Below are 25,192 nucleotides of genomic sequence, written 5' to 3'. Positions count from 1 at the left end.
GCCCTCCTCGGATTATTTTTTGTCTGGGTAAATTACTATTACATTTATCTTACTGGATTTTGCCCTGCCCGTAAAGCAAATGTAGCAAGATTTCACATTTCCTGCCATTTTCTTCATCAGCTACAGCCTCTGATTGAGAAACCGTGCGCCCAGACCCAGGGCTTCAAAACTCTTCCCGTAGGTCCAGTTGAAAAATCCATGGAGCATCCCCTCCATCACATAACATTCCACAGGGACGCCGGCGTCTTCCAGCCTGGCCGCGTACATCAGCCCCTGATCCAGCAGAGGATCGCAGCCGGCCAGCACCAGGCAGGCAGGCGGAAGTCCGGTCAGGTCCTTGGCAAGAAGCGGGGACGCCAGCGGATCCTTTCTCTCTTTCTCCCTGTTAAAATAAGGCGCCATGGGATCGTCCACACAGCGGTAATCCAGGAAATGGCCCCGCCCGTAAAGTTCCTCCGACCGTGTCACCTCCTCTGCATAGTTGCATACCAGCGGATAGACCAGGAACTGTCTGCGGATCTTCGGGCCCTTCCGGTCTCTTGCCAGCATAGAGAGTACCGCCGCAAAATTTCCGCCGGAACTGTCGCCGCCCACATTAAGATTTTCCGGATCACCGCCGTACTCTTCCGCGTGAGCCTCCGCCCATTTTAACGTCTCATAGGACTCTTCCAGTCCCTTCGGGAACCGAAACTCCGGAGCCAGGTGGTAATCCGGAGCCACCACGATCAGATTGCCCGCCATGCACAGGTAGCGGCACACATACTCATACACTTCAATGCTGTTAAACGAAAACGAGCCGCCATGGCAGTACACCAGCACGGGACGCTTTACGGCCGCTTCCGGCGGCAGGTAGATCCGCACCCGGAACGGCCCGTTCCCAGAATCCAGTAGGACATCTTCTGTCAGCACACGCATCACCTGGGGATAACAGTTACATTTCCGGTAGGCAGCCGTCATAAGCGCCAGCGACTCATAATCACTCTGCCGCCGCCAGGCCTTTTTGTGCTCCATATCCATCACCTGGGGAGCCATAATCTCCACCTCCGGCGCCACGGGGCCGTAGGATGGCTCCAGATACTTCCGGTAAATTGCCATAATTCCACCTCCACTACTTTCATTTAGGACGTAAACTTTTTGCAAAGGTCTACGTCCCAAATTGCATTTCACCCTGTACCCAATTGAACTTTACCCTGTACCTTTATGTTGTTTTCTTTGCAAATGCACAGTAAATCACAAATGCCAGCAACAGTACGGCAAATGTCATCCAGCCTGCCAGCGTGGCGGTTCCCATGCCGCTGAACTTGTCATAATAACCTTTCAGATAGATAATTATAATGATCAGGGGAATCCCATAGGATACATAGCCTTTCAGCCAGCCCGGAAATTTCAGGCCTTTGCCGGCATTTGCTTCTGCCAGGAAGTTTTCCCAGCCCCAGCCATTTTTCCTGGTACAGAACAAAAGGTATCCCAGACTTCCCAGCGGGAGAAGGTTGTTAGATACAATAAAATCCTCCAGATCCATGATAGAGCTTCCCTCGCCCACAGGCTGAAATCCGGCCAGCACATTAAAACCGAGGATACACGGAATACTGAGCACCGTGATTAGGATCAGACTTACAATGACGCTCTTTTTTCTTGACCAGCCAAGCATATCCATATCAAAAGAAATGATATTTTCAAACACAGCTACCAACGTGGTAAATGCCGCAAAAGTCAGGAAGAGGAAGAACAAAGCCCCCCAGAACCCGCCGCCCGGCATCTGCGCAAAAATGTTGGGGATGGTCAGGAAAATGAGGCTTGGCCCGGAACCCGGCTCAATTCCATAGGCAAAGCAGGTGGGAATAATGATGAAGCCGGCCATGGTGGCCACAAAAGTATCCAGCACAGTAATGCTGAACGCTTCGCCAGTTAAACTCCGCTCCTTGTCGAGATAACTTCCAAAAATCATCATGGCTCCGATACCAATAGACAAAGTAAAAAACGCCTGACTCATGGCTCCGAAGATCACATTTCCAATGCCGATCTCCTGCATCCTTGCAAAATCCGGGATCAGATAAAAACGTACACCCGCGTCGGCCCCTTCCAAAAACACAGACCGCACCGCCAGAATCATCATAATGATCAGCAATGCCGACATCATAACCTTAGAGACCTTCTCAATTCCGTTCTGGATTCCAAACCAGCAGATGGCAAAACCCGCCAGAATCAGGAGAAAAGTCCAGAATCCCATCACCGGCGCATTTCCCATCATTTCCGCAAATCCGGCCTCTACCTCCTCGGGACCTGCTCCCGCAAAGTCGCCGCGGATATTCCTGAAACAATAGTACAGCATCCAGCCCGCCACCGAAGTATAAAACATCATCAGCAGATAACTGCCAAGAATACCAATCCATTTTGTCCAGTGCCACTTTGTTCCTTTCGGTTCCAGCGTCTCGAAGACTTCCGCAACGCTGTAGTGGCTGGCACGTCCCATGGCAAACTCGCACACCAGCACGGGAATCCCCATGATCAGCAGGAAGACCAGATAGATCAAAATAAACGCTGCCCCACCCATTTCCCCGCACAAATACGGAAATTTCCATACATTTCCAATACCAATCGCACATCCGGCCGACACTAAAATAAAACCGATGCGCGACCCAAATTTTTCTCTCTCCATAGTTCTCTCCTTCACACTGTTTAAGACGTAGACTTTTTGCAAAGGTCTACGTCCCAATTTGCATTTCACCCTGTACCTAATTGAATTTTACCCTGTACCCGATGGCTAAAACAGCCCCTTCAGCGCCGGGTAGAATTTCTGGAATTTTTCGTAGTGTCTGGCGTATTTTTCGACCAGTTCCGGCTCGGGTTCGATGGTGTCCACCACCCGGACCAGCTTCCCGGCTGCTTCTTCCACGCTGGCAAACACGCCGCAGCCTACGGCTGCCAGCATTGCCCCGCCAAGTCCCGGTCCTTCTTCGCTTTCGATCATGTCTACCTTCAGGCTCATGACATTTGCGATGATCTGTTTCCATAGTGTGCTTTTTGCCCCGCCGCCGCAGATCCTGGTCCTGGTCAGCTGTACGCCCAGGCTTTTTGCCACCTCCAGGGAATCTCTGAGTGCGAATGCCACGCCCTCCAGCACGGCCTGGGTCATTTCTTCTCTGGTGGTGTCCATGGACATGCCGATGAAGCAGGCCCTGGCATCGGGATCGTTATGGGGCGACCGCTCGCCCATCAGATAAGGCAGGTAATACACGTGATTTTCCCCCAGCCTGCAGATCTTTTCCTGCTCCGCGCCATAATCCACGGTCTTCAGGATCTCTTCCATCCACCACTTATTGCAGGCCGCCGCGCTCAGCATGCAGCCCATCAGATGGTAATACCCATCCGCATGGGCAAAGGAATGCAGTGCATTATGCCGGTCCACGCCAAATGTCCTGCTGGAAATGAAAATGGTCCCGGAGGTCCCAAGGGAAATATTGCACCGCCCGTCACCCACGGTTCCGGTTCCCACGGCCGCAGCCGCATTGTCCCCGGCTCCCGCCACGATCTTCACCTGATCGGACAGCCCCAGCTCTTTTGCCAGCCTGGGCTTCAAAGTCCCCACCGCCTCATAGCTTTCAAACAGCTTCGGCAGCTGTTCCTCGCGGACATGGCAGATCTCCATCATTTCCTTTGACCAGCATTTATGCTCCACATCCAGAAGCAGCATGCCCGACGCGTCCGAATAATCGGTGCAGTGGACGCCGCTTAACCGGTAGGACAGGTAGTCCTTGGGGAGCATGATCTTTGCGATTTTCGCGAAATGTTCCGGCTCCTCTTCCTGCATCCACAAAAGCTTGGGCGCCGTAAATCCCGCAAATGCAATATTTGCCGTATATTTTGACAGGGTCTCTTTTCCGATCACCTGATTGAGATATTCCGTCTGCTTCGCAGTTCGTCCGTCATTCCAGAGGATGGCCGGACGGATCACCTGATCGCAGCCGTCCAGGACCACCAGCCCGTGCATCTGTCCGCCGCAGCCAATGCCGGCCACCTCGCGCTTTTCCACTCCCTCTGTCAGTTCCCGGATCCCTTCCAGAGTCTTCTCATACCAGTCCTTTGGATTTTGCTCCGACCATCCCGGATGCGGGAAATACAGAGGGTATTCTTTTGACACCACCCGGTGGATCGTCCCCTTTTCATCCATCAGAAGAAGCTTGACCGCCGATGTTCCCAGATCAATACCGATAAAATACATAGCCTTCCTTCCTCCTTTTCCTTTTGTCATTCACATTCTGATTCTTATTTTACCATAAAGAACCGCTGTCAGCAAAAGAAAAAGCCGGGGCTTCCGCCCCGGCCAGTACCATTTCGAGAATCACTTCTGCTCTTCTGTTTTCTCCATTTCTTGTGCTTTCACCAGAAAATCCGCGTCCTTGCTCTTAAGCCTCGGAATAAACTTACGGGCCAGTTTCCCTTTCCCCCGGCTTTTCACATAAAAATAACCGATCACGGAAAACACCACCGCCCCGATGAAATTGACAAACAGGTCGTTCATGGTATCCAAAAGCCCGATATCCAGGTAGCCGCCCAGCCCCAGTTCCTTTCCGTTCACGATCACCTCAGTGATGTTCTCCACAGGAACCGGAATATTGCTGTGCGTCGGATCCAGCATCACGGAAGAAAATCCGTGGATGATCGTGTCTTTCTGCATGTCCATGCCAAAAAACCGGTCCATGGCACATTCGAAAAATTCCCACAGCACGCCCACTGTCATGGAAAAACAAAATGCCACGATCGCCAGGAATACCGGCGACAGCTGGATAGAAAATTTCTTGCTCCGGTTCAGGATATCCACCAGCGCAAATCCGATGGCCGCCATCAAGAATCCATTAATCGTATGAAGCACCGTGTCCCAGAACGGAAATTTAATGTAATAAGACTGGATCTCTCCCAGGATCTCCGCGGCAAAAATGAAGATCAGGATCGTGATCTCCAGCGCGGTCGGCAGCTCGATCTTCAGGTTGATCTGGATCAGGCTTGGCATAATCAGCAGCACCAGGGTCAGGGCGCACAAAAACACATTTTCATAGTTCCGGTTAAAAATCTGCAGGATCATCATCACGATGACCAGCGCCCGCAGCGTCACATACACGAGAAAGGAGCTTTTGTGCTCTCTGAGTTCCATGTGCAGCGCTTTCCCCATCACGTGCAGTCGTTTCTTTAATTTCATAGATTCCTCTTCTCTTCTGTCAAAAAACTACATAGCCTCTCAATTTAAAAAGTTTTCGATGATCACGCCTTCTGCCTCTTCTTCCGTCATGCCCAGCGTCCGAAGCTTGATCAGCTGTTCATCGTTAATCCTTCCGATGGCCGCCTCATGGATGATGGCCGCGTCCAGATGTCTGGCGTTAATCTCAGGGATCGAGCTGACCTCCGCATGATCCATAATGATCGAATCACATTGTACATGGGCGTGGCATTTCGCATTGCCCACAGCCTTGGGATGAAAGATCTGTTTTGAGGTTCCTTTGGCAACAGACCGGGAAATGATCTGCGCAGAGCTTCCCTCTCCGTCCAGATCCACCTCCATGTTGGATTCCGCCGTCTGCTGGTCGTGGGTCATCAGCTTCTCCAGCACATACAGCTTTGCGCCGGCTCCCAGATGGACGTCTGTTTCCCGCAGCGTAGAATCCACGCCCTTGATCTGGGCCGTATCCAATGTAAATACAGAGTCTTCCTCCATATAGATCTTTGTCACCGGGTTCAGAACCTTTGCTCCGGTTCCTTCGCCCTCTCCATAGTGCTTTTCTTCATAGCGCACATTTGCGCCTTTTCCCACATGAAAGGAATGGATCCCGTCATGGCGGCTCTCATTGCAGCCGCTGTTATGGATCCCGCAGCCGGCCACAATGGTCACATCCGCGCCATCTGCAATATAAAAATCATTGTACACAATATCTGTCATACCGGAAGCGTCTACCACCACAGGAATATGCACCTGCTCGCCCTTCGTCTCCGCGTCAATATACACGTCGATCCCCGGCTTGTCCTCTTTTTTACGGATCTTGATATGCTCGCTGTCCCCGTGGCAGAGCGCGACCCCATTGTGGCGCAGGTTAAATGCACCCTCCTGAGAAAATCCATTTCCATTGTCAATCTGTTTTAAAATCTGTTCCGTAATCCGGTCCAGTTTTGCCTGGTCGATTGTCTGTTCCATCTGTCGTCTCCTCCTATTCCCGGTCCATACATACGCAGCTCTCACCCTTATCCAGGAGAGTGGGCAGGATCTCGTCTCTTGGCCCGATCGCCGCGACCTTGCCGCCTTCGATCACCATGATCCGGTCCGCCATCTGGATGATTCTCTCCTGATGTGAGATCAGGATCAGGCTTTCTTCCTTTTTCTGATGAATCTTTTCAAACTGCTGGATCAGCATGGAAAAACTCCACAGATCAATGCCTGCCTCCGGCTCGTCGAAAATGCACAATTTATGATGTCTGGCAAGAACGGTGGCAATCTCCAGCCGCTTCATCTCGCCTCCGGACAATGTACCGTCTACTTCTCTTTTGATATACTCTCTGGCGCATAAGCCTACCGCGCTGAGCATCTTGCAGCACTCCGGCTCGGAAAGCTCTCTTCCCGCAGCCAGGGAAAGCAGTTTATTGACCGTCATTCCTTTAAATCTTGGCGGCTGCTGAAACGCGAAGCCGATCCCTGCGCCTGCCCGGTGATCGATGTCATAACCGGTAATATCTTCTCCATCCAGAAGGATCTGTCCGCCGTCAGCTTTTTCAATTCCCATCAGCACCTTGGCAAGCGTAGATTTTCCGCCGCCGTTTGGGCCGGTGATCACCAGCATCTCGCCGTCCTGTACCTGAAAACTTATATTCTCAACAATGCTTCTTTCTACTCCATTTTCATGGACATTAAATGTCAGATTTTTTACTTCCAGCATCTTTTTTCCGCTCCTTTTAAGCCTCTTCTTTTCCACAAAGCACATTATATCCTCTTTTCCCCAGATATTCAAGCCGGGGAATGACAATCCTCCGCTATAAAAAAAGAACCGCAACCCCCGATGCAAGATCAGAAATCACGATCCTAATGCGGATGACAGGAATCGAACCTGCACACCGAAGTACTAGATCCTAAGTCTAGCGCGTCTGCCAGTTCCGCCACATCCGCCCATGGTATCAAAAGAGCGGAAACCTCTGGTTCAAGGAATCCGCTGTTTTCATAAAATGAGCGTGCGGGGATTCGAACCCCGGACAACTTGATTAAAAGTCAAGTGCTCTACCGCCTGAGCTACACGCCCGTAAAAAGCTGGGCTAGTTGGATTCGAACCAACGAATGCAGGAGTCAAAGTCCTGTGCCTTACCGCTTGGCGATAGCCCAATAAAAGAAAATAGAAAAAGGTGGGTAATGGGACTCGAACCCATGATATCCAGAACCACAATCTGGCGCGCTAACCAACTGCACCATACCCACCATGCTAATTACTTATCGAACCAAGCGTCCAACTAAGTATCCCTGTATTTAATTGTCGCGGTTCTAACGAGCCTGGGGGGATTCGAACCCTCGACCTACGGCTTAGAAGGCCGTTGCTCTATCCAGCTGAGCTACAGACTCATAGAAGCGGGTGATGGGAATCGAACCCACGTATCCAGCTTGGAAGGCTGGTGTTCTACCATTGAACTACACCCGCAGGTGATATGTCATGATCGGGGTGACAGGATTCGAACCTGCGGCCTCCTGGTCCCAAACCAGGCGCTCTAGCCAAGCTGAGCCACACCCCGACATTTTTGTCGCCTCACAACGCAAAAATTATTATATCGGATGGTTTCCTGGTTGTCAACAACTTTTTTTATATTTTTTGATAACAGATCTGAAAATCCACACCGCCCCGCTCATCTGCCTGCATCACGATATAGCTGGGATCTCTCCCCGCCTGTCTGGGATAAGAAACGCTTCCCGGATTAAGGGTCACCAGATCCTTCTCCTCCTCCAGAGAGGGTCTGTGCGTGTGTCCGTACATGACAATATCCGCTCCCCTTCCTCTGGCTTCCGCCTTGATCCGGTCTTCTCCCAGGGAAACCCCGTAATAATGTCCGTGCGTGATAAACACATGATGTCCTTCAATAAAAAATTCCTGTTCAGCCGGCAGATCGGAAAAGAAATCATTATTTCCCCGCACGATGTGGACCGGACAGTCTGCCAGAGCCTCGATATAATCCTCCGCGCCTTCCACGTCGCCTAAGTGGATCAGCATCTGGAAAGGCTTCTCCTTTTCGATGATCCTTTCCAGATTGCGATGGGACTTATGGGTATCGCTGACGATCAAAACCTTCACAGTCCCTTCCTCCTCTCCAGGATTTCGCGCATCTTCCGCAGGCCTTCCCCCCTGTGGCTCAGTTCATTCTTTTCCTCCGGGGACAGCTCTGCGCTGGTGCAGCCGTATTCCGGAAGGAAGAAAATCGGATCGTATCCAAATCCATTTTCCCCGGCGATCTTATGGCCGATGATCCCCTCCATTGTTCCTCTTACCACTTCCGTAGTTCCGTCCGGAAGCGCCGCCGCGATGGCGCACACAAAACGGGCCGTCCGCTTTTCATCCGGCACGCCCTCCAGCCGGTCCAGAAGCGCCTGGTTCTTAATATCATAGGAAGTATCTTCTCCCATATATCTGGCCGAGTAGATGCCAGGCTCTTTGTTCAGATAATCAATCTCCAGCCCGGAATCGTCCGCCAGCACCACCGCATTTTTGTACTCCGGCCTGGCTGCCGCCGCTTCGCGGATCCTGGTCGCCTTGATCAGCGCATTTTCTTCAAAGGTAGATCCATCCTCTACCACATCTGCATGGATCCCGGCTTCTGCCTGCGAAAGGATCTCCACGCCCAGATCCTTTAAGATCATACGGATCTCTACCATCTTATGTGCATTTCCTGTTGCAAAAATAATCTTATCCATTTCTCTTATGCGCTCCTTTTCGCTTACTCCAGTCCCTGCTCCGGGCTTTTCGGCCTTCTTGGCGGCTTTGGCCCCTGGAATTGGTAAAAATATGTTTTCAGCATCCCGTTATAGATCTTCCGGTTCTTATCCGCTTTCCTTCCGAAATATTTCTCCGCGTCCTCGTAAGACGTGATCATGTAGGCAGACCAGGAATCCAGTCTGCGATACGCCTCTCCAAAGGCCCGGTAGAGCTCCGGCAGGTCCTTTTTATCCTCCAGCCGTTCCCCGTAGGGCGGATTCGTGATCAGGAATCCGTACTTTTTCGGATGGTGCAGATCCCGCACATCTCTTCTCTGAAAATGGATCAGATGCTCCACTCCGGCTTCCCTGGCATTTCTTCTTGCTATGCGGATCACGTCCTCATCCACATCATATCCCTGGATATCCGTCTCAATCTGATCATCGATCAGGTCGCCGGCTTCATTTACCGCGTCATACCACAGTTTCTTCGGGATCAGTTCCGTCCAGTTCTCTGCTGTAAAAGACCGGTTCATGCCCGGCGCGATATGCGCGGCCATCATCGCTGCCTCGATCGGAAATGTCCCGCTTCCGCAGAACGGGTCCACCAGGATCCGGTCCCGCTTCCAGGGCGTCAGCAGGATGAGAGCGGCCGCCAGCGTCTCCGTGATCGGCGCTTTACCGGAAATTTCCCGGTACCCTCTCTTGTGCAGCGACATGCCGGAAGTGTCGATCCCCACCGTCACCTGATCCTTCATCAGGAACACCCGGAGAGGGTACTGTGCCCCATCCTCCGGGAACCACTCCAGATGATATTTCTCCTGCAGCCTTCGCACCATCGCCTTCTTCATGATCGACTGGATATCCGACGGGCTGAACAGCCTGCTTTTCACAGAAGAAGCCTTGGCCACCCAGAACTTCCCGTTCTTCGGGATATACGCTTCCCAGGGAAGCGCCCTGGTCTTTTCAAACAATTCCTCAAACGTCACTGCCCGGAAGCTTCCCACCTTAAGAAGGATCCGCTCCGCAGTGCGCAAAAACACATTTGCCCGGCAGACCGCTTCTGCATCTCCCAGAAATGTCACTCTTCCATCTTCCACCTCCAGGATCTCATATCCCAGATCCAGGATCTCCCGTTTCAAAACGGCCTCCAGCCCAAAATGACAGGGCGCGATCAATTCCATACGACTCATCATATCCTCTATCCTCAACAATAAAATTCCTTACCTGCTCCTTACATCTTACTTGCTTTTTGTAGAATTTGTCAATCGGGTACAGGGTAAAATGCAATTTGGGACAGGGCAAAACGCAAAAGGGGACGTAGACCTTTTGCAAAGGTCTACGTCCCCTTTTGCGTTGCTAGTATTTGTCGCTGTAGTCGGATGCGCCGGATGTGTAATTCCGGGAAGCGTTATTTTTCCCGTAGGAATTTTTGTTGTTCGCGGAATTTTTTCCGGCTGTCTGTTTGCCGGCGCCATTCTGTCTCGTGTTATTTGCATTCTGGTTACTGTTGGATGACTGATTGTTTTTTGCCATGTCAATTCCTCCTGCTTCTTTTATTTTCGAGATTATTGTTTCCTGTTTGAGAAATTCTATGTATCGGAACCGGCGGAATTATTTATACACTTATTGCCATCTGTACAGCAATCTGGCTGTTTCAAATTTTGCTTAAGATTTTTTTAATATTTTGCTTGCTTTTTGATCTCTGCTATATTATACTAAGTCATGTAGAAAGGATTCTTTCTACAACCCCTTATTAATTATTTATACTCCCCTCAAAAGACCGATGGCTCCCCCATCGGTCTTTTACCTTTAAAGAAAAACGCCTAACAAAAAACGCCGGTTTTCACCGGCGTTTTCCCAATATCTGAAATATAATAAGTATCACGAGTAATGGCACCAGGATTGGAGCCAGAAGGGAAAAGATCCCTCCGATCACGGCGATCACCAGCGCGATCACACCGATCACACCCAGCACCACCAGCAGGATCTGCCACCAGCTGGGCGCTCCGAAGATATGGATCTGGCTTCCGCTCTCTTCCCGGTACGCGCCGCTTCTGCGCCGTTCCGGTTCCTGATAGCGTCCCTCGCTCTCCTGTCCGAAGCTTCCTTCGCCTGTGATCTCCGCGGCGCTGATGATATTGCGGGCGATTGCCCAGGGATCCCCGAGTTCCGCGGTTACCGCTTCCTCCGTTCTCCCTTTTCGCACCTCGTCCCGGATATAATCATTATAAAATGTAACCTGCTCCTGCACTTCGCCGGGGCTTAGATCCTGCTCCAGCGCGGCTTTCAGCTTGTCGATAAATTCTCTTCTTGTCACGAAGTCTCTCCTTTACACTTCAAACATCAGATCGCCGTAGGACGGCATCGGCCATGCGTCCTTATCCATGATCATCTCCATGGTATCTACCGGCGCGCGCAGCGCTTCCATGGCCGGAACCACCTCGGAGTGATAATATCTGGCCTGGTCTCCTCCCTCTGCCATGGCAGCCGCCTTTTCTGTTACCACCTTCAGCTTTTCCAGCGCCTCTCTGGTCTCGGCAAGATGAACGGTCACTTCATTTAAAATATCAGACTGCACGGAAGGATCTGCTCCTGCTTCCCGCACAGCGATCACCGTGTCCGCCAGCGTTCTGGTGTACTTGATAAACGCCGGAAGGAACTGCTTGCTGGCCATATCGATCATGGTACGGGCCTCTATATTGATCGCCTTTGCATAATTTTCGTATTTGATCTCTTCTCTGGACTCCAGCTCCGCCCTGGTAAATACTCCGAACTTTTCAAACATTGCCACGGATTTTTCCGTCGTCAGAGCCGGGATCGCCTCCACCATGGAGCGGATGTTGGGCAGTCCTCTCCGCTCGGCTTCTTTCACCCACTCGTCGGAATATCCATTGCCATTGAAAATGATCTTCTGGTGCTCTGTTGCGTACTTTTTGATCAGGTCATGCACTGCCATCTCAAAATTATCGGAATTTTCCAGTACATCGCAGGCCTCGGAAAATGCTTCCGCCACGATGGTATTCAACACCACGTTGGGGCCGGCTACAGAATCTCTGGAGCCTACCATACGGAATTCAAATTTATTTCCGGTAAATGCAAACGGGCTCGTCCGGTTCCGGTCTGTCGCATCTTTTGCCAGATCCGGCAGCGTGCGCACGCCGGTCTCAAGCTTCCCGCCCTTTAAGCTGTGGGTTGCCTCTCCGGTGCTGACAAGCTGCTCGATCACGTCCTCCAGCTGGTCGCCAAGGAACACGGAAATGATCGCCGGCGGCGCTTCGTTCGCCCCCAGACGGTGATCGTTCCCCGGATCGGCCGCAGACTCTCTTAACAGATCTGCATGCTCATCCACCGCCTTTAAAATACAAGTCAGTACCAGCAAGAACTGAATATTTTCATGCGGGGTTTTGCCAGGATCCAGAAGGTTCTTTCCGTCGTCTGTGGTCAGAGACCAGTTGTCATGCTTGCCGGAGCCGTTCACTCCTGCAAAGGGTTTCTCGTGGAGCAGACACTTCATGCCATGCTGACCGGCCACCCGTTTCAGCGTCTGCATCACCAGATGGTTGTGGTCCACCGCCACATTGGCCGGCGCATAGATGGGCGCCAGCTCATGCTGTGCCGGAGCCACTTCATTGTGCTGTGTCTTGGAGCTTACGCCCACCTTCCACAGTTCAATGTTCACATCACGCATAAATCCGGCGATCCGCTGGCGGATGGTTCCAAAATAATGATCGTCCAGTTCCTGCCCCTTGGGCGGCATCGCGCCAAACAGGGTCCTGCCGGTATAGATCAGGTCTTTTCTCTGCTGAAATTTCTTTGCGTCTACCAGGAAATATTCCTGTTCAGGACCTACGGAAGGAGTCACTTTTCTGGAGGTCGTATTTCCAAAGAGGCGGATCAGGCGGAGCGCCTGGATGTTAATGGCCTCCATGGAACGAAGAAGCGGAGTCTTCTGATCCAGCGCTTCTCCTGTATAAGAACAAAATGCAGTGGGAATACAAAGTGTCGCACCTGCCGCATCTTTACGCACGAACGCCGGAGACGTACAGTCCCATGCCGTATATCCTCTCGCCTCAAAAGTGGCCCGAAGCCCGCCGGAGGGGAAAGACGAAGCGTCCGGCTCTCCCTTGATCAGTTCTTTTCCCGAGAAACTCATCAGAACCTTTCCGCTTGGCATAGGCGCTGAAATAAAGGAATCGTGTTTTTCTGCTGTTACGCCCGTCAACGGCTGAAACCAGTGGGTGTAATGGGTGGCGCCTTTTTCAATGGCCCACTCCTTCATCTCATGGGCGATCACATCCGCAGTCGCCAGATCCAGCTCTTTTCCTTCCTCAATCGTCTTCTTCAGGTCCTTGTATACCTTTTTCGGGAGACGTTCCTGCATAACAGTGTCGTTAAAAACGTCCTGTCCGAAAATGTCAGCCACGTTAAATGCTTCACTCATATTCTCGCATTTCCTTTCTTCCTTCTCGTATCATTCTGCCGCATATCAGAAAAAGGCACTCCAACTTCCGGTTGGAACGCCTTTATTCTTTTTATCCCTGTGCCTGATGCTTAGGCTTTTCCTACGGAACCAAACAGTTCCATCTTTTCTTTTACCTTGTCGATAATAGCTTCTGCGCCCGGTTTGAGAAGTTTACGCGGGTCGTAGCCTTTGCCTTCCAGGTCTTTGCCTGCCTCGATGTACTTGCGGGTAGCTTCTGCAAATACTAACTGGCACTCTGTATTTACATTGATCTTGGCAACGCCAAGGTCGATGGCTTTTTTGATCATGTCGTCCGGGATTCCGGTACCGCCGTGGAGAACCAGCGGAAGATCTCCTGTCAGCTGCTGGATGGCGTCCAGAGTCTCAAAGCTTAAGCCTGCCCAGTTTGCAGGATATTTTCCATGGATATTTCCAATGCCTGCTGCCAGCATGTCTACGCCAAGGTCAGCGATCATCTTGCACTCGTTAGGATCTGCGCATTCGCCCTGTCCGATCACGCCGTCTTCCTCGCCGCCGATAGCTCCGACCTCTGCCTCCAGGGACATTCCCTTCTCACGGCAGATCGCAATCAGCTCTTTTGTCTTTGCAACATTTTCATCGATCGGGTACTTGGATCCGTCAAACATGATAGAAGAAAATCCTGCCTCGATACATTTCATACATCCGTCATAGGTTCCGTGATCCAGGTGAAGCGCTACCGGAACGGTAATGCCCATCTCTTCGATCATAGCAGATACCATGGAAGCTACGGTCTTAAATCCTGTCATGTACTTGCCGGCTCCCTCGGATACGCCTAAGATTACCGGAGATTTGCACTCCTCAGCAGCCTGAAGGATACATTTGGTCCACTCCAGGTTATTGATATTGAACTGACCAACCGCATAGTGACCTGCGACCGCTTTTTCAAGCATGTCTTTTGCTGATACTAACATTTTCAATTTCCTCCAATTCCTAAAAATTTGCTTTAACCATTATATCTCATAATAAGAAAAATGACAAGGAAATCAGAAATTTTCGCTTTTTTTAGACTCTGAACATATTTTGGTCACATTTTCCTTCTATAATAAAACCTGGATAGTTGATAGATTCGACTATCTCCCCCCTCATAAAGTATGGCATCCGAAGGCATTATGCTTTCGGATGCCATATTTTATATCCGCATCATCCCGGACATGATACAGACTCCTGTCGCACCCTGTTCCAGTGTCTGGCGGATCTGTTCCGGGTCAGGTCCGATCCCGCCGATCCCGTAAACCGGCACTTTCGCAACATCACAGATTTCTTTTAAAAAGGGCAGTCCCCGGGGTGCAAGCCCCTTCTTGCAGTCCGTGGCAAACACATGCCCTGCCGTCAGATACGACGCACCAAGCCCCACCGCTTCCTTCGCTTCTTCTACAGCATGCACTGATACGCCGACCCGGAGGCCATAAAGATCAGAAGTCTCCCTGTATTTCCAGAGCGGCAGATGCACCGCGCCGCACCCCAGCGCTTCTGCCGTGGCCGGATAAAAATGGGGGATCAGCTCGACCTGATATTGGTCGCAGAGTTTCTTCACCTGCTTTGCAAGCTTTCGATATTCTTCCTCTCCCAGATCCTTTTCCCGCAAAAGAAAGGCCTTCGGATGCAGGCGCAGGATCCTCTCCACCTGTGCAAGGTAAGGAAGTCTGCTCAGATGCCGGTTGGATACTGCTATCACTTTTGTAAAATCAATTCCTTCATACATCCTCTTTTCCCTGCCACATCTTATTTCCCGCTGACGCCGGTCACCGGAGAGGAGGCGCTGGCCCCGCGTTCAATGACGCGGCCCATGCCTGCAAGATACGCCGCGCGGCCCGCCTCAATGGCCTGCTTAAATGCGCCTGCCATGGCCGGGATATCTCCTGCTGTGGCAATGGCCGTATTTGCCATCACAGCCGCCGCTCCCATCTCCATGGCTTCACAGGCCTGGGACGGCTTTCCGATCCCCGCATCCACAATGATCGGCAGATCCATCTCATCGATCAGGATCTGGATAAAATCTCTGGTGCAGATCCCTTTATTGGATCCAATGGGCGCGCCAAGCGGCATGATGCAGGCTGCTCCCGCATCCCGCAGCGCCTTTGCGGCATTCAGATCCGGATACATATAAGGCATTACGATAAATCCTTCTTTTGCCAGGATCTCTGTGGCTTTCACAGTCTCATAATTGTCCGGAAGCAGGTATTTTGTATCCGGGATCACTTCCACTTTTACAAAATCACTGCCGCAGATCTCTCTGGACAGTCTTGCGGTCCGGACCGCCTCCTCAGCTGTCTTTGACCCGGAAGTATTGGGAAGCAGCGTCACCCCGTCCGGAATATAATCCAGAATATTGTCTCCATACTGGCTCGCCCTGCGAAGCGCCATGGTAATGATCTGCGCGCCGGCATTCTCCACCGCAGCTTTGATAAGTTCAAAGGAATATTTACCGGATCCCAGGATAAACCTGGATGTGAAGGCATGTCCTCCGATCACCAATGTATCTTTTTCTCTGTCTGTCATTTCTTCATTCCTCCTGTTTCTTTCTTCTGTTTCTTCTATTATTTATCGTCATTTTTATCCGTCTGGCCGCCGTCACGCCCGTCAATTAGAAGCTCCGCGATCAGGTTTGCCTCATGGCCGGCACAGACTGCCACGCGGGGCGCCATCAGCCCCATACCATTTCCGGAATCACTGACCCCGTCCCCGCAGAGATAGAAATTTTTCCCGATCTTCCGGGTGCGGATCTCGTTGCTTTGCCCGTACCCCGCCATGCCGGAGGCGCTGACGATAATCTTTTCCGGAAATCTCTCCAGAATACCGTTGACCAGCATGGCCTTGCATTCCGGGTCATCAAAGGCCTCGCAGACAATCTCTTCCTCCTGGAACAACGCCTCCAGGTTTTCCTCTGTCACCCGGACGCAGTCCGTGCGGATATCCAGGTATGGATTGATCTCCAGCAGTTCTTCCTTTAAAGCATCCGTCTTGTACCTGCCGATCTGGCGCATAAAATACTGCTGTCTGTTCAGGTTGGTCACGTCCACCCGGTCAAAATCAACCAGATGCAGGTGTCCGACGCCAATCCTTGCAAGGGAAACGGCCACATTGGAGCCCAGGCCTCCCAGCCCGGCCACCGCCACCTTCCCGGCCCGCAGCCGTTCCTGCACAGTTCTGGAATGCCTGGCCTCCAGAGCCGCATCTATTTCTTCCTTTGTTAATACCCAGTCCCGGTCCGCCATCTTAGCCTCCTCCTACAAAACTCACCACTTCCAGCACATCGTCATTGTGAAGAATGGTTGCCTTATAATTTCTTTTCGGAATGATCTCTCCGTTTCGCTCCACAGCGATCCGCCCGGTCTGATATCCTTCCTGCTCCAGATATTCAGAAAGCAGGATCTCTTTTTCCAGGACTTTCTCTTCTCCATTTACTTTCATGATCCGGTTCTCCTTTCCCGAAAACAGATTTCCCATGGGACAAAAAAGGGTTCACAAAGCAATACACCCGCGGTGGTGCACCCCTTCATGAACCCTTGTTCACTCTATGTTTCCGATATTCACATCTCCCTTATCATACCACAGTTTCCGGAAATGTCAATATTTCCCCTCCCCTGTCCGGACAGGATCCGCTCCGTTCCGGTAAGCCGAGGGCGTACAGTGGTACATTTCGCGGAAGGATTTGGCAAAGTAACTCATTTCCGAAAATCCGCACTGGTCCGTGATATCGGATATTTTCCGGGAGGTTCCGGCAAGCAGTTTTGCAGCCGTCTGAAGCCGGTAATCCCGCAGATAAGAAATCGGCGTAGTCCCAAGCACGCTCCGGAAACACCGCAGACACTCGCTTGGGCTGACTGAGGCGCTGGCCGCGATCTGCTCTGCAGTCAGCGGTTCTCCATAGTGTTCCCGGATAAATGTCAGCATCTGCTTCATCCGCTCATTGTACCGCCTGGATCTTTCCCGGCCGCCCTTTTCCTTTCCGGCAGACGCCGGATATTTCCCGCCAAGAAGCAGTAATAGCCGGGTCAGATCTTCCCGTACCCGGATCTCAAAGCCTTCCTCTTCTTTTACACAGGCAAGCCAGGCGTCCTCGATCAGATCCCTTACTGGTTTTCGAAGATCCCGGTCCAGCCCCATTCCTTCCAGCTGCGGGTTTCCAAGAACCGGAAAAATATATTTATCCCAGAATATACTGCCTTTCGCGCCTGCAAGTTCCGGCTGAAACGCCAGGATATGCACCTCGCAGGGGCCCTCCTCTTCACGGTGCATCTCATGCAGGACTTCACTGTTTACAAAGAAGCCGTCTCCTTTTGACAGGGAAAGGTCCTGCCCCGGCGTCCGGAACCGGATCCTCCCTTCCGCCACGATCCCTGCCTCCATTTCCCCGTGCCAGTGCCAGGGAATGGTCTTATGGCTCAGATCGTCAAAATAACACCCTACCGGAAATCCCCCGGCCACATGCCCCAGGTCTTCCCTCCCTCTTTCATCTGTGATGGTATCGCCAAATTCTATCATGATTTCCTCCTGTTTGACGAAATTGTCATATTTTTAGGCTCGATATTATTATCTGTCCACATTTTTTGCTGATATAATCATACTTGAACCCGGAGAAATATACAAGACACAGGAGGAAGATTATGCCAAAACTCACCAGACGCCAGCTTATCATTCTGACACTGGGCGGATTTCTGAGTTATCTGCTCTTCGGTATGTTTGACAGCATGCGGGGCGCTACCCTTTCGGTACTGCTGACAGATCTGGATCTTAGCTATACCGCGGGCGGCTCTGTTGTCATGGGACAATACGCCGGATATTTTGCCGCCACACTGCTGGTCGGCATCCTGGCTGACCGGACCGGGCCGAAATTCACCCTGGTACTGGCAGCCTGCTCTTTGATCTTCGGTGTAGCCGGATATGCCGCCTCTTCCGGGCTTCTCGCTCTCATTGCATTTATCTTCTTTATCGGGATCGGCCTTGGTTCCCTGGAGCTTGGCGGCTGTAACATCATTGCCGCCATCTATAAGGAAAAGAAGGGCCGTTACTTAAATATACTGGCTGCCATTGCCGGCTGCGGCGCGTTTGTCACTCCCATGATTGCCGGTCTCTTTCTCGACCAGGGCGTTTCCTGGCGGTTAATCTACCGGTCCGGACTGCTGATCGCCGTCCCGGCTGCCGTATATTTCGTCCTTCTGCGCTGGCCCGCCTCCTTCCGACATGCCGGAAATGCGAAAGAAACTTCCGCCCCTTCCCCCGGCTCCTTCCGGGAGGGCGCAACCTCTGCCAGACATCCGCGCAGGGCCCGAAGCCTGGCCGTATTATCCATGAATCTATCGAACTTCGCTTATATGGCGGCTGAAATCGGCACCGCCACCTGGCTGGTGGACTTCTATTGTCATGTGAAGCACTTTTCCATACTGGAAGCTTCCACCGGCCTTTCCCTTTTTTATATCGGGATCACACTGGGACGGCTCTGTGGCAGCCTGTTCGTTGACCGGGCGGGCCACGTCCGAAGCATCCTGGCCGCCTCGCTCCTTGCAGCCATTTGCATCCTTGGCGGGATTGCAGGACCGGAATCCCTGGCCCTTCTTACATCTGCCAGCGGATTCTGTTATTCCATCATCTTTCCCACATCCACGGCTGTCATCTCCGAGATCAGCACCGGCCATACCGGCCGGACACTGGGGATCTTCCTGGCATTCGGCGGACTCGGCGGCATGTTCGGGCCCTGGATCGTAGGGATCATCAATGACCTGGCAGGCCTGGAAACCGGCCTTGCCTTCAACTGCCTGTTCTGCGGCGCCGTATTCTTACTGGCTGCTACTGCCGGACGCCTTCAAATGGGGACGGGGGATTTCTGAAAATCCCCCGTCCCCATTTGACTCTTGTTTTTCTTCTATTCCGGCGTTACAATAAATGTATCACACGAAAGAGGGGGAGAGCCTTTTTTATCTGACAAACAAGGCTCAACAAGAGATATGTCTGAATTTGAAGAACACAGAAAGAAAGCCCAGGAACGGATGGAGCGTCAGGAGAAGCTGGAACGGCTGGAACACCGGCGTCTCCATGCTTCTCATCACACCGAATCCCATAAGGCACATTCTCATCACAGAAATCGCCGCAGATCTGACTTATCCTATTTCCTGGAAAGCGACCGCAATTTCTACATTTTTTTGTTTGGCATTATCCTTTGCGGGATCCTCCTTGCCGCTCTGACTTCTCTTGCAGTTCCTACCAAAGAAGAACTGCAAAAGAAAGCAGAAGCAGAAAAGGCAGCCGCGGAAGCGCAGTTCACGCCTTCCAAAGCCACCTGGACGGCGGCGGGGGATGTGGTTTTCCACGGACCGATCATGGAGTCTGCCACCTATTATAATTCTGAAGATAATACCTACAATTACGATCCCATCTTTGACTATTGCAGGGATCTGATCGAAGCTTCTGACATGGCCACCGTTACTCTGGAGACCTCTCTGGCCGGAGAAGAGGCTGGCTACAGCAGCTATCCGATCTTCCGCTCCCCCGATGCCCTGGCGGATTCCCTGGCAGGATGCGGCTTTGACATGATCAATCTTGCCAGCAATCATGTATATGACGGCGGGGATGAGGGGCTTTTACGCACCATGGACGTACTAAAGGAGCGAGATCTTGGTTATCTGGGCACCCGCTCTGACGAAGAGCAAAAGACCTACAATGTAGTGGATGTAAACGGAATTAAGATCGGCGTGATCAGTTATGTATTTGAAACCACAGAAGAGGACGGCGAAGTTTCCATTAATTCCATTCCTCTGTCCGAGGAGATTGCCCCGCTGATCAATTCCTTTAACTACAATGATCTGGATTCCTTCTATGCGGAAGTAGAAAATTCTCTCGCAGCCATGAAAAAAGAAGGCGCCCAGTACACCATCGCCTATATGCACTGGGGCAACGAATACCAGACCACTCCGTCTGAGCAGCAGGAAACGATCGCACAGGAACTTTGCGACCTGGGAATCGACACTCTGATCGGCAGCCATCCTCATGTGATCCAGCCGGTAGATGTGCTGACTTCCACAGACGGCAAGCACCAGATGCTCTGCGCTTATGCCATCGGAAATTTCCTGTCCAACCAGCAGATCGAATATATGACAGAAGAACTGCCCACAGGCGAAACCGAGGACAGTTACCTCTTAAGCCTCTCCCTTTCCAGCAACAAAAAGGGAAAGGTTACGCTGGAAGATGTGACCTTCACTCCCATGTGGACGCACCGCTATCCCGGTGAGAAGGATGCCGCTTTCCTGGTCCTGCCGGTCGATGACACCGAAAATCTGGAAGACGTAACCGGCGTTACAGGCATCAAAGAAGAAGCAGACGAATCCGCAGCCAGAACCCAGGCTATCATCGGCGAAGGCGTGGAAAAAGTAAAGGAAGCCCTTCCATTAAAATCAGCGCTGTAAGCGATCCGGTCTGTTCGTAAAGAATACGGTTTCTATAACAACAGGAGAACCACAGTTAATAAAACTGCAGTTCTCCTGTTTCCCTGTTATGCTTTTCCACCCGTCTGATCAGCCAGGCGGTCACTCCCGCCATCACACCCAGGCAGATGACAAGCCCGGCCAGATCCGGCATGATCTCTGCTCCTCCGCCCTGAATGCCCAGAATAAAGCGGATGATATTCAGGCAATATGTCAGGGGGAAAAGTAAAGATATTACCTTTGCCCATACCGGAAAACACTGCACCGGAATCCTGGTTCCTGCAAACAGGATCATGGGCGCGTCAAACACATCCATGATCATTGACGCATCCCTGGAATACAGAAAAATCGCATTCAGCATGCCGCCCCATATCATAGAAGAGAACAACAGCAAGCATAAAAACAACGGCAGCGCCCACAGATTTTCCAAAGTCAACGTATGCGTATAAAATAATACAAACAGACAAAAGCATCCGAACATCCACACTTCCTGGATCAGAGCGCCCAGCGCTTTCCCGTAATTCATCGCCATCCGGCTTGCAGGCGTCAGAAAAGTGATTTCCAGCGTTCCGTCCTCCCGCTCCTGCAAAGACATGGACCAGGCATTCTGCACCATAGACCAGAAGCAGGTGTACGCCATATATCCGGTTCCAAGAAACGCCAGCAGATCACCGCTGTCATGGATTCCCAGATAGCCGGTAAACGCAAAAGGTTTGTAAGTATAGTAGACCTCCAGAAATCCGAGGACCGGCCAGATCAGAAGCGAACACCAGACAAAATAAGAATGATAATCATACTGCTGCTGTTTGATGATCTCCGCCTTCATGACACGCAGAATCTTTTCCATCCCCTTCACCTCTCGATCGTTTGATAATCTTCATCAGGACTTCCTCCAGACTCATCTCCTGCACCACCATCCGGGGCTTCACCTTAAAAATCTCCTTCAACTCCTCCTTGGTGCCTCTGGCAATGATCTGCCCCTGATCCAGCACATAGATATAGTCGCACAACTCTTCCGCTTCACTGATATAATGAGTCGTCAGAAGGATGCCTTTTCCCCTCTCCTTTGCCAGCGAGTGGATCAGCTCCCTGATTTCCTTTGCGATCAAAATATCCAGTCCCAGAGTCGGTTCATCCAAAAACAGATACTCTGGCTCATTGATCAGCCCTCTCGCAATCTGCAGCCTCTGTTTCATCCCCTTGGAATACCGTTCCACCGGAATGTCTTTTGCTTCCTCCAGTCCCACCGTTTTCAGAAGTTCTCCGATCCTTTCCTCCAGTTCTTTTTTCCCGATCCCGTACAGACTTCCGAAATAGCGGAGATTTTCCTGCGCCGTCAGCCGCCAGTAGAGATTTCTCTCTCCGCCTGAGATCATATTGATCCGCTCTTTCACCCAGAGATGATTCTTCACCGCATCCACGCCATCCATCGTAAGACTCCCCGAAGTAGGCGTGATCAAAGATGCCAGCATCCGGATCGTGGTAGTTTTTCCGGCTCCGTTGATCCCCAGGACACCCGTGATCTTTCCCTTCGGTATCTCCAGTGAAATATCACGGACCGCCGAAATTTGCCGTACCTTCCTTTTCCCGAACAGATGGCTCTTTTCTTTTAATACATATGTTTTTGACAAGTGCTCTGCCTGTATCATCTGTTTTCCACCTCATTTTCACAAATATTATTTATCCGAACATGCTCTCCAGAAGAGACCGCTCAAGCTTCCGGTTCCAGAGAAAGCCAGCGGAAAGATACACTGCCGACAGCAAAAGAACCTGTAAAATAAGCTGTCCGTTTTCCAGAAGTCCCTGCCCGCCGGTCACCACATTCCGAAACAGAGTGACCGCGGGAGTCAGCGGAAATATCTGAGCCACATTTTGCACCCACTGCGGCAGATACTGAATAGGAAACGCAATCCCGCAGACCAGGCTCATGGATACAAACAGGGTATTTTGCGTGATATATGTATCTCTTGTATACAGCATGACCCCCGAAAGCAAAAGCCCCATGCAAAAAAATCCAAAAACGGCAAGCGCGATAGCAAACAGTGCAGAAACCGTAAATATTCTTCCAAGCTTTGCTCCGCAACAGGCGCCCACCACCAGTACCGCTGCAAATTCCAGCAGCGCCCGGGTTGTCTGTTCCAGCAGGCACCCGGCAAAATAAGGGCCTCTCGGTGAAGGCGACAACAGGAGCATTTCTAAAGTTCCCTCCCGAAGTTCTGTGATCAGCGCCCTTCCAATATTCATCAATGTAGAAACCGCCAGCACGTTTAAAGCGGATCCCAGCACCACATAAGTCATATAATCAGCGCCGCCTGCATATGCGTAAAAGGTGTCTGTGACATTTCTTTCCATAAAAAACACATAAATAAAATAAGGAATAATAATCTGGATTACTCCAGTCGTAATCCTGGACACCATAAAAGACCACGGCACCGCCCGCAAGATCCCGGTCCTGATCCGCCGGTAAGTCGACCAGATAAGATTCATATTGCTCCTCCTTTTCATTTCCTGTCTTCGGTTCAGAATCTGGTCAGCATTTCATAAAAAGTATAGGGAATAAAGTCAACCACTTCCATATTCAGGGTATACTCCATATAATGACCGCTTGCCTTCTTCTTTACCAGCTTTGCCTCGCTTAGAATCTTCAGATGCTTGGACACCGCCGCCTCGCTCAACCCCAGCTTTGCAGCAAGCTCTTGTGTCGTTTTTACTCCGCGGAATAAAAGCCTTACAATATTCAGCCTGGACCGGTCTCCAAGCGCCTTGAACACCAGCACTGTCTGTTCCGGCAAATGATAATCTTCCGGCTGCTCCACCCGGATGCTTTTAACCACCTCCAGCTCCGTGTCATGCTGATACAGCCACAGATGCGGTTCCAGAAAAGTACTTGCCGTAAGATAAATTCTCCGGATATCTTTCTTCTGATAGACAAAGTCCCGATTCTTCAGGTATCGGACCTGGGTCTCTTCCACACGCATTCTCTCATGAATGGTTTTACACCATTCCCAGACGCCATGTTCTATGCAAAATTCCCGCTCCCTCTCCAGGACTCTGACAAGGTAAGCCCGAAGGATCATTTCTTCTCTCCGGAATATCTGCTCGTAATAGTCCTGAAAAATCCCAAGGATATCCCTTCGCTCCAGAATGGTCAGTTTCTTCCCAAGCGTCTCTGCCGCCTGGTTCCACCAGAAGATTTCCTTCTTCCGCAGAAACGCAAAAAACTCCGGAATCTCCATTTGGCGCATCTCGCTCCATACAGGAACATCAATAAAGAGCGTCCACTGACAAGTCACCTCGCTATAATCACGGATTCTCTTCACAAGATCCGGAAATTCTTCTTCTACCCTTTTTGACCACTTTCTCCGGTAAAGGTGATGATCCGGTTCTGAAAGCACATGCATGGAATAGCACAGTTCCCACACCGGCAGATAAGAGATGGTCACATCCATTCCCTCACTTTTCCACTGATCTAAAATCATGATTCTGCCCTTCCTTTGATTTACTAATTAGTGAATCTATGTTGTTTTCCCTTAAGGTAGGTGCATTATAAAGATGCAGACTATATTTGTCAATATCCTCAATTGACTTTTTATCCAATCTCATGCAAAAAGCCATCTGTCAGCACTTCTGACAGATGGCTTTCATTCGGTTTTCAGCATAACTTGTTCCCGTTCGCCACCAGCTTGAACCGGCACCCCAGCACTTCTGCGGCCCTGCGGCACATCAACATCCGTTCAAGAAAGATCTCAAAGTAATCCATCACCGTACAGATGGAATCGTCCAGTTCCAGATTCATCTGAATCACTTTCTTTTCTTCTTTCAGTTCCAGAGCCGCTTTCAGCGCCGCATAATTGACCCGGTCATGGATGTCAAAGTTTGCCGGGTTGCGGTTCTGCACCCGGTTTCTTCTCACATCCGTCTTGTCCGCCAGGATCAGCGCCGCAGAGACGGCGTCTACTGATGTCCCGGTAGCTTCATCGTGATGCCCGATGGCTGTCACTATTGTAAGAACGTCATTAATGGACAGATCCTCTTCCCTCAAGATCTGATATGCCAGTATCGCCCCGCTGTGCGCATGGTTGTTCCGGTTGACGCAGTTGCCGATATCATGCATATATCCTGCAATCCTGGCAAGTTCTACCTCGTGTTCGTCAAACTCTAATTTTTCAAGAATCTCTCCGGCCCGCTGGGCGACTCTGGCCGCATGTTTTCTGGAATGCTCCGTATACCCCAGCTCATATAATACATCATTGCCTTTTTCGATCAATGCGTTGATTTCTTCATTTTTCTTAACATCTTTATAACTGATCACTCGTATTTTCTGCTCCTGTTTTAAGT

At 51.1% G+C, this 25,192-nt stretch carries 25 protein-coding genes and 7 tRNA genes; 2 read left to right on the top strand and 30 right to left on the bottom strand.

The features are described 5' to 3' along the window. Nucleotides 1-120 precede the first annotated feature (120 nt). The 25 genes from H6A13_RS05250 to H6A13_RS05130 form a co-directional block, all read right to left on the bottom strand. Nucleotides 121-1,095, bottom strand: coding sequence for an alpha/beta hydrolase (locus tag H6A13_RS05250; RefSeq protein WP_204908559.1), 975 nt, complete (start codon nt 1,093-1,095; stop codon nt 121-123). A 103-nt stretch (nt 1,096-1,198) separates the two neighbouring features. Beyond that, nucleotides 1,199-2,659 (bottom strand): sodium-dependent transporter, encoded by a 1,461-nt coding sequence (locus tag H6A13_RS05245; protein WP_204908558.1) that lies wholly within the window; start codon nt 2,657-2,659, stop codon nt 1,199-1,201. A gap of 105 nt (nt 2,660-2,764) precedes the next feature. Then, the gene (xylB, locus tag H6A13_RS05240; protein WP_204908557.1) at nt 2,765-4,222 is read right to left on the bottom strand and encodes a xylulokinase; all 1,458 of its coding nucleotides are present in this window, start codon (nt 4,220-4,222) and stop codon (nt 2,765-2,767) included. Between the two features lie 120 nt (nt 4,223-4,342). After that, nucleotides 4,343-5,197, bottom strand: coding sequence for a DUF2238 domain-containing protein (locus tag H6A13_RS05235; RefSeq protein WP_204908556.1), 855 nt, complete (start codon nt 5,195-5,197; stop codon nt 4,343-4,345). 39 nt (nt 5,198-5,236) lie between these two features. Continuing rightward, complete coding sequence (locus H6A13_RS05230) at nt 5,237-6,157, bottom strand: SufB/SufD family protein (protein ID WP_420827217.1); 921 nt, start codon at nt 6,155-6,157, stop codon at nt 5,237-5,239. Nucleotides 6,158-6,197: 40 nt separating this feature from the next. Beyond that, nucleotides 6,198-6,920 (bottom strand): ABC transporter ATP-binding protein, encoded by a 723-nt coding sequence (locus H6A13_RS05225; RefSeq protein WP_204908554.1) that lies wholly within the window; start codon nt 6,918-6,920, stop codon nt 6,198-6,200. 147 nt (nt 6,921-7,067) lie between these two features. After that, nucleotides 7,068-7,147 (bottom strand) — tRNA-Leu (locus tag H6A13_RS05220). Nucleotides 7,148-7,204: 57 nt separating this feature from the next. Beyond that, nucleotides 7,205-7,277 (bottom strand) — tRNA-Lys (locus tag H6A13_RS05215). A gap of 8 nt (nt 7,278-7,285) precedes the next feature. Then, nucleotides 7,286-7,357, bottom strand: a tRNA-Gln gene (locus H6A13_RS05210). Nucleotides 7,358-7,376: 19 nt separating this feature from the next. Beyond that, a tRNA-His gene (locus H6A13_RS05205) sits at nt 7,377-7,450 on the bottom strand. Between the two features lie 67 nt (nt 7,451-7,517). Next, a tRNA-Arg gene (locus tag H6A13_RS05200) sits at nt 7,518-7,591 on the bottom strand. Nucleotides 7,592-7,596: 5 nt separating this feature from the next. Further along, nucleotides 7,597-7,667, bottom strand: a tRNA-Gly gene (locus H6A13_RS05195). Nucleotides 7,668-7,683: 16 nt separating this feature from the next. Continuing rightward, nucleotides 7,684-7,758 (bottom strand) — tRNA-Pro (locus H6A13_RS05190). Between the two features lie 68 nt (nt 7,759-7,826). Further along, the gene (locus H6A13_RS05185) at nt 7,827-8,312 is read right to left on the bottom strand and encodes a YfcE family phosphodiesterase (protein ID WP_204908553.1); all 486 of its coding nucleotides are present in this window, start codon (nt 8,310-8,312) and stop codon (nt 7,827-7,829) included. Beyond that, nucleotides 8,309-8,929, bottom strand: coding sequence for an RdgB/HAM1 family non-canonical purine NTP pyrophosphatase (gene rdgB / locus H6A13_RS05180; RefSeq protein ID WP_204908552.1), 621 nt, complete (start codon nt 8,927-8,929; stop codon nt 8,309-8,311). Before rdgB ends, H6A13_RS05185 begins: the two co-directional genes overlap by 4 nt. A 23-nt stretch (nt 8,930-8,952) precedes the next feature. Continuing rightward, the gene (locus H6A13_RS05175; RefSeq protein ID WP_204908600.1) at nt 8,953-10,122 is read right to left on the bottom strand and encodes a THUMP domain-containing class I SAM-dependent RNA methyltransferase; all 1,170 of its coding nucleotides are present in this window, start codon (nt 10,120-10,122) and stop codon (nt 8,953-8,955) included. Between the two features lie 166 nt (nt 10,123-10,288). Beyond that, a complete protein-coding gene (locus H6A13_RS05170) occupies nt 10,289-10,465 on the bottom strand; it encodes a hypothetical protein (protein ID WP_204908551.1) in 177 nt (58 codons plus the stop codon). A gap of 310 nt (nt 10,466-10,775) precedes the next feature. Next, a complete protein-coding gene (locus H6A13_RS05165) occupies nt 10,776-11,249 on the bottom strand; it encodes an HAAS signaling domain-containing protein (RefSeq protein WP_204908550.1) in 474 nt (157 codons plus the stop codon). Between the two features lie 12 nt (nt 11,250-11,261). Beyond that, entirely contained in the window at nt 11,262-13,373 is a 2,112-nt protein-coding gene (locus H6A13_RS05160; protein ID WP_204908549.1) for a glutamine synthetase III family protein, read from the bottom strand. Nucleotides 13,374-13,483: 110 nt separating this feature from the next. After that, the gene (gene fba, locus H6A13_RS05155; protein WP_204908548.1) at nt 13,484-14,347 is read right to left on the bottom strand and encodes a class II fructose-1,6-bisphosphate aldolase; all 864 of its coding nucleotides are present in this window, start codon (nt 14,345-14,347) and stop codon (nt 13,484-13,486) included. Between the two features lie 218 nt (nt 14,348-14,565). Beyond that, a complete protein-coding gene (locus H6A13_RS05150) occupies nt 14,566-15,138 on the bottom strand; it encodes a thiamine phosphate synthase (protein ID WP_204908547.1) in 573 nt (190 codons plus the stop codon). A gap of 20 nt (nt 15,139-15,158) precedes the next feature. Then, nucleotides 15,159-15,935: a thiazole synthase gene (locus tag H6A13_RS05145; protein WP_204908546.1), complete on the bottom strand. Its 777-nt coding sequence runs from the start codon at nt 15,933-15,935 to the stop codon at nt 15,159-15,161. Nucleotides 15,936-15,973: 38 nt separating this feature from the next. After that, entirely contained in the window at nt 15,974-16,651 is a 678-nt protein-coding gene (thiF, locus tag H6A13_RS05140; RefSeq protein WP_204908545.1) for a sulfur carrier protein ThiS adenylyltransferase ThiF, read from the bottom strand. A 1-nt stretch (nt 16,652) separates the two neighbouring features. Continuing rightward, a complete protein-coding gene (thiS, locus tag H6A13_RS05135; RefSeq protein ID WP_207751846.1) occupies nt 16,653-16,847 on the bottom strand; it encodes a sulfur carrier protein ThiS in 195 nt (64 codons plus the stop codon). Nucleotides 16,848-17,003: 156 nt separating this feature from the next. After that, on the bottom strand, nt 17,004-17,921 hold the full coding sequence (locus H6A13_RS05130) for an AraC family transcriptional regulator (RefSeq protein WP_204908544.1): 918 nt from the start codon (nt 17,919-17,921) through the stop codon (nt 17,004-17,006). Between the two features lie 122 nt (nt 17,922-18,043). Between H6A13_RS05130 and H6A13_RS05125 the strand changes: the two genes are divergently transcribed. Both H6A13_RS05125 and H6A13_RS05120 read left to right on the top strand, forming a co-directional pair. Next, a complete protein-coding gene (locus tag H6A13_RS05125) occupies nt 18,044-19,264 on the top strand; it encodes an MFS transporter (RefSeq protein WP_204908543.1) in 1,221 nt (406 codons plus the stop codon). A 117-nt stretch (nt 19,265-19,381) separates the two neighbouring features. Further along, nucleotides 19,382-20,836: a CapA family protein gene (locus tag H6A13_RS05120; RefSeq protein ID WP_204908542.1), complete on the top strand. Its 1,455-nt coding sequence runs from the start codon at nt 19,382-19,384 to the stop codon at nt 20,834-20,836. Nucleotides 20,837-20,891: 55 nt separating this feature from the next. Here H6A13_RS05120 and H6A13_RS05115 read toward each other — a convergent pair whose 3' ends face one another. The 5 genes from H6A13_RS05115 to H6A13_RS05095 form a co-directional block, all read right to left on the bottom strand. Next, nucleotides 20,892-21,701: an ABC transporter permease gene (locus H6A13_RS05115; RefSeq protein WP_204908541.1), complete on the bottom strand. Its 810-nt coding sequence runs from the start codon at nt 21,699-21,701 to the stop codon at nt 20,892-20,894. Next, nucleotides 21,646-22,503, bottom strand: a complete 858-nt coding sequence (locus tag H6A13_RS05110; protein ID WP_204908540.1) for an ABC transporter ATP-binding protein — start codon at nt 22,501-22,503, stop codon at nt 21,646-21,648. The genes H6A13_RS05115 and H6A13_RS05110 overlap by 56 nt, the downstream gene beginning before the upstream one ends. A gap of 31 nt (nt 22,504-22,534) precedes the next feature. Beyond that, complete coding sequence (locus tag H6A13_RS05105) at nt 22,535-23,341, bottom strand: ABC transporter permease (protein WP_204908539.1); 807 nt, start codon at nt 23,339-23,341, stop codon at nt 22,535-22,537. Between the two features lie 32 nt (nt 23,342-23,373). After that, the gene (locus H6A13_RS05100; protein ID WP_204908538.1) at nt 23,374-24,333 is read right to left on the bottom strand and encodes an ArsR/SmtB family transcription factor; all 960 of its coding nucleotides are present in this window, start codon (nt 24,331-24,333) and stop codon (nt 23,374-23,376) included. A 173-nt stretch (nt 24,334-24,506) separates the two neighbouring features. Next, nucleotides 24,507-25,192 (bottom strand): HD domain-containing protein (locus H6A13_RS05095; protein ID WP_243424732.1); only part of this gene is annotated, 686 nt, incomplete at its 5' end.

It is taken from the genome of Mordavella massiliensis (assembly GCF_016902415.1).
Classification (GTDB): domain Bacteria; phylum Bacillota; class Clostridia; order Lachnospirales; family Lachnospiraceae; genus Merdimonas; species Merdimonas faecigallinarum.
This window is presented reverse-complemented; position numbering and strand designations above follow the sequence as displayed.

Coding starts and splice junctions, on each gene's coding strand:
- H6A13_RS05160 (WP_204908549.1), bottom strand. CDS start 13,373: ATGAGTGAAGCATTTAACGTGGCTGACATTTTCGGACAGGACGTTTTT.
- rdgB (WP_204908552.1), bottom strand. CDS start 8,929: ATGGATAAGATTATTTTTGCAACAGGAAATGCACATAAGATGGTAGAG.
- H6A13_RS05250 (WP_204908559.1), bottom strand. CDS start 1,095: ATGGCAATTTACCGGAAGTATCTGGAGCCATCCTACGGCCCCGTGGCG.
- H6A13_RS05100 (WP_204908538.1), bottom strand. CDS start 24,333: ATGATTTTAGATCAGTGGAAAAGTGAGGGAATGGATGTGACCATCTCT.
- H6A13_RS05120 (WP_204908542.1), top strand. CDS start 19,382: ATGTCTGAATTTGAAGAACACAGAAAGAAAGCCCAGGAACGGATGGAG.
- H6A13_RS05115 (WP_204908541.1), bottom strand. CDS start 21,701: ATGGAAAAGATTCTGCGTGTCATGAAGGCGGAGATCATCAAACAGCAG.
- xylB (WP_204908557.1), bottom strand. CDS start 4,222: ATGTATTTTATCGGTATTGATCTGGGAACATCGGCGGTCAAGCTTCTT.
- H6A13_RS05130 (WP_204908544.1), bottom strand. CDS start 17,921: ATGATAGAATTTGGCGATACCATCACAGATGAAAGAGGGAGGGAAGAC.
- H6A13_RS05105 (WP_204908539.1), bottom strand. CDS start 23,341: ATGAATCTTATCTGGTCGACTTACCGGCGGATCAGGACCGGGATCTTG.
- H6A13_RS05235 (WP_204908556.1), bottom strand. CDS start 5,197: ATGAAATTAAAGAAACGACTGCACGTGATGGGGAAAGCGCTGCACATG.
- fba (WP_204908548.1), bottom strand. CDS start 14,347: ATGTTAGTATCAGCAAAAGACATGCTTGAAAAAGCGGTCGCAGGTCAC.
- H6A13_RS05170 (WP_204908551.1), bottom strand. CDS start 10,465: ATGGCAAAAAACAATCAGTCATCCAACAGTAACCAGAATGCAAATAAC.
- thiF (WP_204908545.1), bottom strand. CDS start 16,651: ATGGCGGACCGGGACTGGGTATTAACAAAGGAAGAAATAGATGCGGCT.
- H6A13_RS05150 (WP_204908547.1), bottom strand. CDS start 15,138: ATGTATGAAGGAATTGATTTTACAAAAGTGATAGCAGTATCCAACCGG.
- thiS (WP_207751846.1), bottom strand. CDS start 16,847: ATGAAAGTAAATGGAGAAGAGAAAGTCCTGGAAAAAGAGATCCTGCTT.
- H6A13_RS05175 (WP_204908600.1), bottom strand. CDS start 10,122: ATGAGTCGTATGGAATTGATCGCGCCCTGTCATTTTGGGCTGGAGGCC.
- H6A13_RS05225 (WP_204908554.1), bottom strand. CDS start 6,920: ATGCTGGAAGTAAAAAATCTGACATTTAATGTCCATGAAAATGGAGTA.
- H6A13_RS05125 (WP_204908543.1), top strand. CDS start 18,044: ATGCCAAAACTCACCAGACGCCAGCTTATCATTCTGACACTGGGCGGA.
- H6A13_RS05245 (WP_204908558.1), bottom strand. CDS start 2,659: ATGGAGAGAGAAAAATTTGGGTCGCGCATCGGTTTTATTTTAGTGTCG.
- H6A13_RS05110 (WP_204908540.1), bottom strand. CDS start 22,503: ATGATACAGGCAGAGCACTTGTCAAAAACATATGTATTAAAAGAAAAG.
- H6A13_RS05145 (WP_204908546.1), bottom strand. CDS start 15,935: ATGACAGACAGAGAAAAAGATACATTGGTGATCGGAGGACATGCCTTC.